The organism is Pedobacter boryungensis (assembly GCF_013204825.1).
Classification (GTDB): Bacteria; Bacteroidota; Bacteroidia; order Sphingobacteriales; family Sphingobacteriaceae; genus Pedobacter; species Pedobacter boryungensis.
Window position 1 is genome coordinate 509,320 of sequence record NZ_JABMKV010000003.1, and the last position, 8,575, is coordinate 517,894.

Annotated in this window: 4 protein-coding genes and 2 tRNA genes; 3 read left to right on the top strand and 3 right to left on the bottom strand. The window is 38.0% G+C overall.

Features of this window, described 5'->3' with window-relative positions; genetic code table 11:
• Positions 1–125 precede the first annotated feature (125 nt).
• Together HQN85_RS14375 and HQN85_RS14380 are read left to right on the top strand one after the other, a co-directional pair.
• A complete protein-coding gene (locus HQN85_RS14375; RefSeq protein ID WP_173273553.1) occupies positions 126–3,167 on the top strand; it encodes an amidohydrolase family protein in 3,042 nt (1,013 codons plus the stop codon).
• Positions 3,160–4,485 carry an amidohydrolase family protein gene (locus HQN85_RS14380; protein WP_173273498.1) on the top strand — a complete coding sequence of 442 codons (1,326 nt, stop codon included), beginning with the start codon at positions 3,160–3,162 and terminating at the stop codon, positions 4,483–4,485. Before HQN85_RS14375 ends, HQN85_RS14380 begins: the two co-directional genes overlap by 8 nt.
• Positions 4,486–4,698: 213 nt before the next feature.
• Here HQN85_RS14380 and HQN85_RS14385 read toward each other — a convergent pair.
• Together HQN85_RS14385 and HQN85_RS14390 are read right to left on the bottom strand one after the other, a co-directional pair.
• Positions 4,699–4,842 (bottom strand) — tRNA-Asp (locus tag HQN85_RS14385).
• Between the two features lie 83 nt (positions 4,843–4,925).
• Positions 4,926–5,035: transfer RNA gene (locus HQN85_RS14390), tRNA-Asp, on the bottom strand.
• A 153-nt stretch (positions 5,036–5,188) separates the two neighbouring features.
• On the opposite strand from HQN85_RS14390, the gene HQN85_RS14395 reads away from it, so the two are divergent.
• Entirely contained in the window at positions 5,189–5,662 is a 474-nt protein-coding gene (locus HQN85_RS14395; protein ID WP_173273500.1) for an Lrp/AsnC ligand binding domain-containing protein, read from the top strand.
• Between the two features lie 120 nt (positions 5,663–5,782).
• Here HQN85_RS14395 and HQN85_RS14400 read toward each other — a convergent pair whose 3' ends face one another.
• Positions 5,783–8,098 (bottom strand): Tex family protein, encoded by a 2,316-nt coding sequence (locus HQN85_RS14400; RefSeq protein ID WP_173273502.1) that lies wholly within the window; start codon positions 8,096–8,098, stop codon positions 5,783–5,785.
• Positions 8,099–8,575 lie beyond the last annotated feature (477 nt).

Below are 8,575 nucleotides of genomic sequence, written 5' to 3' on the forward strand. Positions count from 1 at the left end.
GCAATTTACAAATACGCTGCTCTTCTAAAAAATATATTTTGCTCGCAAAAATTGTAAAATATAGGATAGAATTTATTTAAATCTTTATTTATCAATAGATTTAAAGACTTAACAAACTAAACATGATGAAGAAAATTCTACTTGCGCTCGCGTTGGTGTTTTCTACTGCATTTTTGTTTGCGCAGCAAACTTATCCCGTTAATGGTTCTTTTGATGTTAGACCGGGATTATACGCTTTTACAAACGCAAACATTGTAGTTAACGCTAATCAAACCATTAGTAACGGTGTGTTGCTAATCAAAGACAAAACCATCCAATCTGTTGGTACAGGTACCGCTATTCCAAAGGGATATATAGTGATAGACCTAAAAGGAAAATATATTTATCCTTCTTTAATTGATGCGTTTACATCTTACGGAATTCCTGAAACACAACGTGCTGCTCCAGCAGGTGGTTTCTTCGGAAGACAATCTGTTTTTACCTCTACTAAAAAGGGTGCTTACAGCTGGAATGAAAGTATTCGTCCAGAAACTGAAGTAAGAACAATTTTTACAATCGATACCAAAAAAGCTGATGATTTACGCAAAGCAGGATTTGGTAGTGTAAACGTAATTAATCGTGATGGAATTGCTCGTGGTACATCTTCGGCTGTTACCTTAAACGATGGCAAAGAAAATGATGTAATGCTTAACGATCAAAGTGCAGCGAATTATTCATTTAACAGAGGTACTTCAACCAATGATTATCCATCTTCATTAATGGGATCTATTTCATTATTGCGTCAAACTTATTTAGATGCAAGCTGGTATAAAAATCAAAAAGAAGAATACAATATCTCCCTAGAACAATTTAATAAACAACAAACTTTACCTCAGCTTTTTGAGGCAGATGGTTGGGCAAATATTTTACGTGTTGATAAAATTGCGAAAGAATTTGGTAAATCCTACATCATCAAATCTACTGGCGATGAATATCAACGTATTGATGCAGTTAAGGCAACAGGTGCAACACTAATTATTCCAATTAGTTTCCCTAAAGCTTTTGATGTTGAAGATCCTACTGAAGCTAGAAACTTAAGTTTAGCACAATTAAAGGGATGGGAATTAGCACCAACTAATCCAGGTGTGTTAGAAAAAGCAGGAGTGAGATTTGCGTTAACAACCTTTGGTTTAGAAACGCCAAAAGATTTCTGGACAAACATTCAACAAGCGATAACTAACGGTTTAACAGAAAAACAAGCTTTACAATCGGTTACAGAAATACCAGCATCTATTTTAGGTGTGAGCGATAAAGTTGGCTCTATCGAAAAAGGTAAATTGGCCAATTTTCTTATTACATCTGATAATATTTTTAAAGCTGGAAATATCATTTTCGAAAACTGGGTACAAGGAAAACGCTTTATCGTTAATAAAATGGATGTGACCGATTTACGTGGAACATACAATTTAACTATTGATGGTGTGGGTTCAACCGTATTGAGAATTACAGGAACTGCAGCAGCACCTATGGCTTCAATTGAGCGTTTAGGCGCTGACAGCGTTAAAACTACAGCCACTTTTACACGTACTGGAGATTGGGTAACAATTGGGTTTAACTTAAAGAAAAATCCAGTTGGAGATGTACGTTTAAGTGGTTATTTAACAAATGGAAATCCAGTAGCATTTAGTGGTGATGTAGTAATTAATTCTACTCCTGCGGGTTTCTGGAAAGCTTCGTTTACAGAAGCTGCTAAAGAAATGCCAAAACGTGATGAGCCTGCTAAACCAGCTATCGCAAATGGTCCACTTATTTATCCATTTATTGCATTTGGTAGTGAAAAAGCTCCTACGCAAGAAACTGTTTTATTAAAAAATGCAACAGTTTGGACAAATGAAAAAGAGGGTATCCTACAAAATGCGGATGTACTTTTAGAGGGTGGAAAAATTAAAGCTGTTGGTAAAAATTTATCTGCTGGTTCAGCTAAAGTAATTGATGCAACTGGCAAACACATTACTGCTGGTCTAATTGACGAACATTCACACATTGCTGGAACAGGTGGTATCAATGAGGGTGCACAATCAGTTTCTGCTGAAGTTCGAATTGGAGATATTATTAACTCTGAAGACATCAACATTTATCGTCAATTGGCTGGTGGTGTTACTTCATCTCAAATCTTACATGGTTCGGCAAACCCAATTGGCGGACAATCCCAATTAATTAAATTACGTTGGGGCAAATTACCAGAAGAATTAAAATTTGCAGGTGCCGATGGGTTCATCAAATTTGCATTAGGCGAGAACGTAAAGCAGAGTTCTTCTTCAAACAATCAGCGTTTTCCATCAACCCGTATGGGCGTTGAGCAAACATTTGTAGATGAGTTTACACGTGCCAAAGAATATGAAAAAGCCTTGGCAGTTAAAGGAAATAATGTTCGTAGAGATTTAGAATTAGATGCAATTGTAGAGATTTTAAATAACAAGCGTTTCATTACCTGTCACTCTTACGTACAAAGTGAAATCAATATGTTAATTCATGTGGCCGATAGTTTAGGTTTTAAAATCAACACATTTACACATATTTTGGAAGGTTATAAAGTAGCCGATAAAATGAAAGCGCATGGTATTGCAGGTTCAACCTTTTCAGATTGGTGGGCTTACAAAATGGAAGTTCAAGATGCCATCCCTTACAACGGAAAAATTATGCATAACGTAGGTATTACCACTGCATTTAACTCCGATGATGCTGAAATGGCTCGTCACTTAAATCAGGAAGCTGGTAAATCTGTTTTATACGGCGGTGTTTCTGAAGAAGAAGCCTTGAAATTAGTTACGTTAAATCCTGCTAAAATGCTGCACATTGACAACAAAGTTGGAAGCTTAAAGGTTGGTAAGGATGCTGATGTTGTAATCTGGTCAGCTAACCCGCTTTCTATTTACGCAAAAGCAGAAAAAACTTTTATTGATGGTATTCCATACTGGGATATTGATCGTGATGCTGCTTTACAAGTTGCACAAAAAGCAGAAAAGGCCCGTATCATTCAAAAACTTGCAGCTACTAAAAGTGCTGGCGCAGGTACTCAACGTGCTTTTGGTAACAGACCTCCTCGTTTGTACGCTTGTGAAACTGAAGAAGATTATTGGGCAGAACAAAATCAATTAGAAATGGAAGGAGCAAACAATCATGAATAAGTATATAAGTACTGCAATCGCCTTATTTGTTACGGTAAGTTTAACTTACGGACAAGCAACTATTTCTCCTGCAAAACCTCAATCACAAAAAACAGTGGTAATGGGAGCCGTTATTCACGTGGGCGATGGAAAAGTAATAGAAAACGGTTATTTAATATTTGATAAAGGTAAAATTATTGGTGTTGGAGACGCAACAGTAGTTAAATTAGCACTAACAGATGCTAAAGTAATCAGCGCAAATGGTAAACATATTTACCCAGGCTTTATTTCTCCGGCAACAAATTTAGGGTTAATTGAAATCGAATCAGTAAAAGCAACTATTGATGATGATGAGCTAGGAGAAAACAACGCACATATTCGCTCCATAATTGCCTATAATACCGATTCAAAAGTAATTAATACTTTACGTAGTAATGGTATTTTAATGGCTCAAATTACACCTTCGGGCGGTACTATTTCAGGCAGTTCATCTGTTGTACAATTAGATGCCTGGAACTGGGAAGATGCAGTTATTAAAAAGGAAGATGCAATGCACATGACATGGCCAGTTACTCCAAGAGGAAGAGGTGGATTTGGTTTTGGCGGTAGACTTCCAGTTGGTGCAACCGCTGTTGATCCAAACGAACGCACCAACAACGCCATAATTGAGTTAAATAAGTTTTTCTCAGAAGCTAAAGCATATACCGAAACAAATCCAGCAGTAACCAATACACGTTTGGCTGCAATGAAAGGTTTGTTTAATGGCACACAAAAATTATTTATCACAGCAGATGGACAAAAAGAAATTGTAGCTGCAGTTAACTTTGCAAAGAAATTCGGAATTACACCAGTAATTGTAGGTGGTGATGATGCTTATTTACTAACCGATTTCTTGAAAACTAACAATGTGATTGTTGTCGTTAAAAAACCTCAATCTTTACCTAACAATGTTGATGACGACGTAAATATGCCCTATAAAAATGTGGCTCGTTTAAGCAATGCCGGCGTTACAGTTGTGATTAGTTTTGATGGGGGTGATGGCTTCTGGAGACAACGTAATTTGCCTTTTATGGCTGGTACAGCATCTGCTTGGGGAATGAGTAAAGAGGATGCCCTAAAAACAATTACCCTAAATGCTGCAATAGCTATGGGAGTGGATAAAACTACAGGCAGCTTAGCAATTGGAAAAGACGCCACATTCTTTATCTCAAGTGGAGACGCACTAGATATGATTGGTAACAAAGTTGAACAAGCATTTATCCAAGGAAGAGATATAAACCTAGATAACTTGCATAAACAATTAGATAAAAAGTTTAGTGATAAGTACGGAATAAAATAACCATTCGTCATGCTGAATTTATTTCAGCATCTTTTTCGCTGAACTTGACTTTAAAGTTTAGCAATAGTATAGCCGCAGCTTCACAGATTATTTTATAATTATAATCTGCAAATCTGCGGCTTTCTTATTAAGCAGCCAGATCTAAATTCCTCATACAAAAAAAGCGACCTGTACCTGGGCCGCTTTCCTTAACTAACTTATTATTTATAAAACTGGCTGTTGGGGAAGGAGTCGAACCTTCAAGGGGTAGTTAGCTGCAATTCAAAATTAATTTGTGGTCAACCCATAAATTGCGTTTGTCCCATAATCCCCACCACCGAGACAAGGAGGTGTGTCTGCCAATTTCACCACCCAACATTATTAAAAAGTCTTGATTTATTAGTCAATAGTCTTTAGTCGTTTTGACTTCGGACTGCCGACTATAGACTTCGGACTAATTGCTGTAGGGGAAGGAGTCGAACCTTCATAGAGCGGTTGTACCGTTACCGGATTTCCCATATTCTCCACCACCGAGACAAGGAGGTGTGTCTGCCAATTTCACCACCCTACAGAGTATAAGCAAATGTTAAAGAACTATTTCGTTGTACTTGCTTGATACAAACATAAGACAAATAACAAATACGTTGCAAATATTTTAATCATTTTATTTTATTTTTACAATAATTGTAATAAATTAGCATTATCAATAAAATTTAAGAAAATTATGCTTAAAAAAGAAACTCAAAATTTAGAAATTGACAACCTAGATATTCAGATTTTAACACAATTGATGCAAGATGCAACTAAACCTTATACCGAAATCGCAAAAGAACTCATCATTTCTGGCGGAACAGTACACGTGAGGATGAAAAAATTGATAGATCTAGGAATTATCAAAGGCTCGCATTTAATTATTGACCCAAAAAAAGCAGGATTTGATATTACCGCCTTTTTAGGTATTTATTTAGAAAAAGGCTCATTATATAAAGATGCTGTAGCACAACTCAGCAAAATAAAAGAAGTAGTCGAACTACATTACACCACAGGCTCGTATAGTATGTTCGCTAAAATAACCTGTCGTGATACTGATCACTTACGCCATGTACTAAATGAAGAAATACAAGCCGTAAAAGGTATTCAACGTACTGAAACACTAATTTCTTTAGAAGAAAGCATTAAAAGACAGATAGAGTTATAACATAAGTCCATCATTGCGAGGAATGAAGTAATCTCATTCTAAACAACTCAAAAATGAGATTGCTACGGTCATTAACGATGACAATCGGAGAATGAACCTCGCAAAGACGATGAAACGAGCTTACTTAAACATTCCCTTCAGCGCCGCCAGCTTTGCTTGCAAATCTCCATCCACTTCTTTAGGCTCAGATTTATGTTGTGGCTTAGCTGCAAAATTTGGTTTCTCTTTTGGCACAAAACTCTTTGCTCCTTGCTCCTTATTCTTTGCTCCATTATCTTTCTGATTTCCCGACCTCCGGTCTTTCGGACTATCTTCGGTCTTCATCGATAAAGCTATTCTTTTCCTCGCCACATCCACATCAACCACTGTTACCTCAACAACCTGACTTACTTTTACTACCTCATTCGGGTTTGCAACATATCTATTTGCCAACTGACTCGTATGCACCAAACCATCCTGATGAACACCAATATCTACAAAAGCACCAAAATTGGTAATGTTAGTCACAATGCCCGATAATTTCATTCCGAGTTTTAAATCTTCTATCGAGTTCACTCCATCGGCAAAACTAAACGCTTCAAACTGCTCACGCGGATCGCGACCAGGCTTAGCCAACTCTTTTACAATATCCGTTAATGTGGGCAAACCAACTTCTGCACTTACATAACGCTGCAAGTTTATTTGCTTTTGCAGATTTACATCTTTCATTAATTCATCAACAGTACAACCTAAATCCTTCGCCATTTGATTTACTAAATCATAACGTTCAGGGTGCACTCCACTTCTATCCAACACCTGTTTCGCATCGCGGATACGCAAAAAACCAGCAGCCTGCTCAAAAGCCTTATCGCCCAAACGAGCAACCTTCTTTAAACTCTCTCTATTTTTAAATGCCCCATGCGTATTGCGATAATTCACAATATTCTGTGCCAACGTATCTCCCAAACCAGAAACATACGCCAACACCTGTTTAGATGCCGTATTTAATTCAACCCCAACCGCATTAACACAACTCATCACCGTATCATCCAAGCTTTGTTGCAACTTATGCTGATCAACATCGTGCTGATATTGACCAACACCAATAGATTTCGGATCAATCTTTACCAATTCTGCCAACGGATCCATCAATCTCCTACCAATAGAAACCGCTCCACGAACCGTAATATCCTGCGTTGGAAATTCTTCTCTAGCCAAAGGTGATGCCGAATAAATAGAGGCCCCACTTTCGTTCACCATCACCACAACCACATTAGGGATTTTTAATCCGCGTACAAAAGCTTCCGTTTCTCTACCAGCAGTACCGTTACCAATAGCAATTGCTTCGATAGCATGTTTTTCACACAGTTGTGTCAATTGCCAAGCCGCATCCTTTAAATTTCCTTGTCCAGTATGTGGATATATAGTAGTATTTACCACTAACTGACCTTGTTTATCTAAACAAACAACCTTACAACCCGTTCTAAAACCAGGATCAATAGCCAATACATTTTTTTGCCCCATTGGGGCAGCTAATAACAACTGACGAGCATTTTCTGCAAAAACTTTAATAGCCTCTTCATCTGCCTTTTGTTTAATCGTAGCCCTTAATTCTGTTTCCATTGCAGGGCGAAGCAATCTTTTATATCCATCAGTTATGGCCAATTGAACTTGATCTGCACTTGCATTATGAGCCGTAATAAACTGATTTTCCAATACAGCAATCGCAGCCTCATCCAGAGGAAGCACATCTAACTTCAAGAACCCCTCTTGTTCACCCCTCAACATGGCCAACACACGGTGCGATGGTGCCGATTTAGCACTCTCTTCCCACTCAAAATAATCTTTATATTTAATACCTGCTTCTTCCTTCCCTTTTACCAAAACAGTCTTGTAAGTCGCTTTTTGCATAAAATGATGGCGCATTTTAGTTCTAGCTTCAGCATTTTCACTCACTAATTCAGCAATAATATCTCTCGCCCCAGCCAAAGCTTCCGTTTCATTCGCTACACCTTTTTTATCATTAACATAACCCGCAGCCTCTTGCAACGGATCAATTCTACTTTGTGCCAAAATACGCAATGCCAAAGGCTCTAAACCCTTTTCCTTCGCTACCGATGCCCTAGTTTTACGTTTCGGTTTATAGGGCAAATAAATATCTTCTAAAGCCGTAAGTGTTTTGGCCTCGCTCAACTGTTTTTCCAAAGCGGGCGTCAATTTTTCTAACTCAGTCAGCGATTTTAAAATCGCTTCGCGTCGTTTATCCAAATCCCTTAACTGTTGCGCTAAATCTCGTATCGCAGCAACCTGCACCTCATCTAAACTCCCCGTTACTTCCTTTCGGTAACGTGAAATAAAAGGCACAGTTGCCCCCTCATCTAATAAAGTTAACGTTGCGCTAACCTGTTTAATCGAAATAGTTAATGCGCTTGCAATAGATTGAAAATGTGTATTCATATATAGATTTATAGACGGCTAATTTAAGTAGATGCTTACACAGATTAAAATGATTACACAGATTTTTATTCAGAAAAGCACATACAGTTCTACTATTAATGTCAGCCCTGCTTTACGTTACAAGTCCTCGTTTCGTACCTCAACTTGCGGGCTTTACACTACAATACAGGTTTAAATAACTCAAAACAATACACCAAACAAAAACCAACACCCACTATAATGTCCACACCCAACACAGCAGCCCGCTCATCGCACCACTCGCTCGTCATTCCCGCGAAAGCGGGAACCCTAAAGCTTATTAAACTGCATTACGATACCCGTCATTGCGAGGAACGAAGCAATCTTAAAGCAATTACCAAACCCTTTGATATCGCATTTTTAGACCTAAAGGTAAATTGAACCAACATCCTTATCGCCTAGCTCGTCACTCCCGCGAAAGCGGGAACCCTAAAGCTTATTAAACTGCATTACGATACC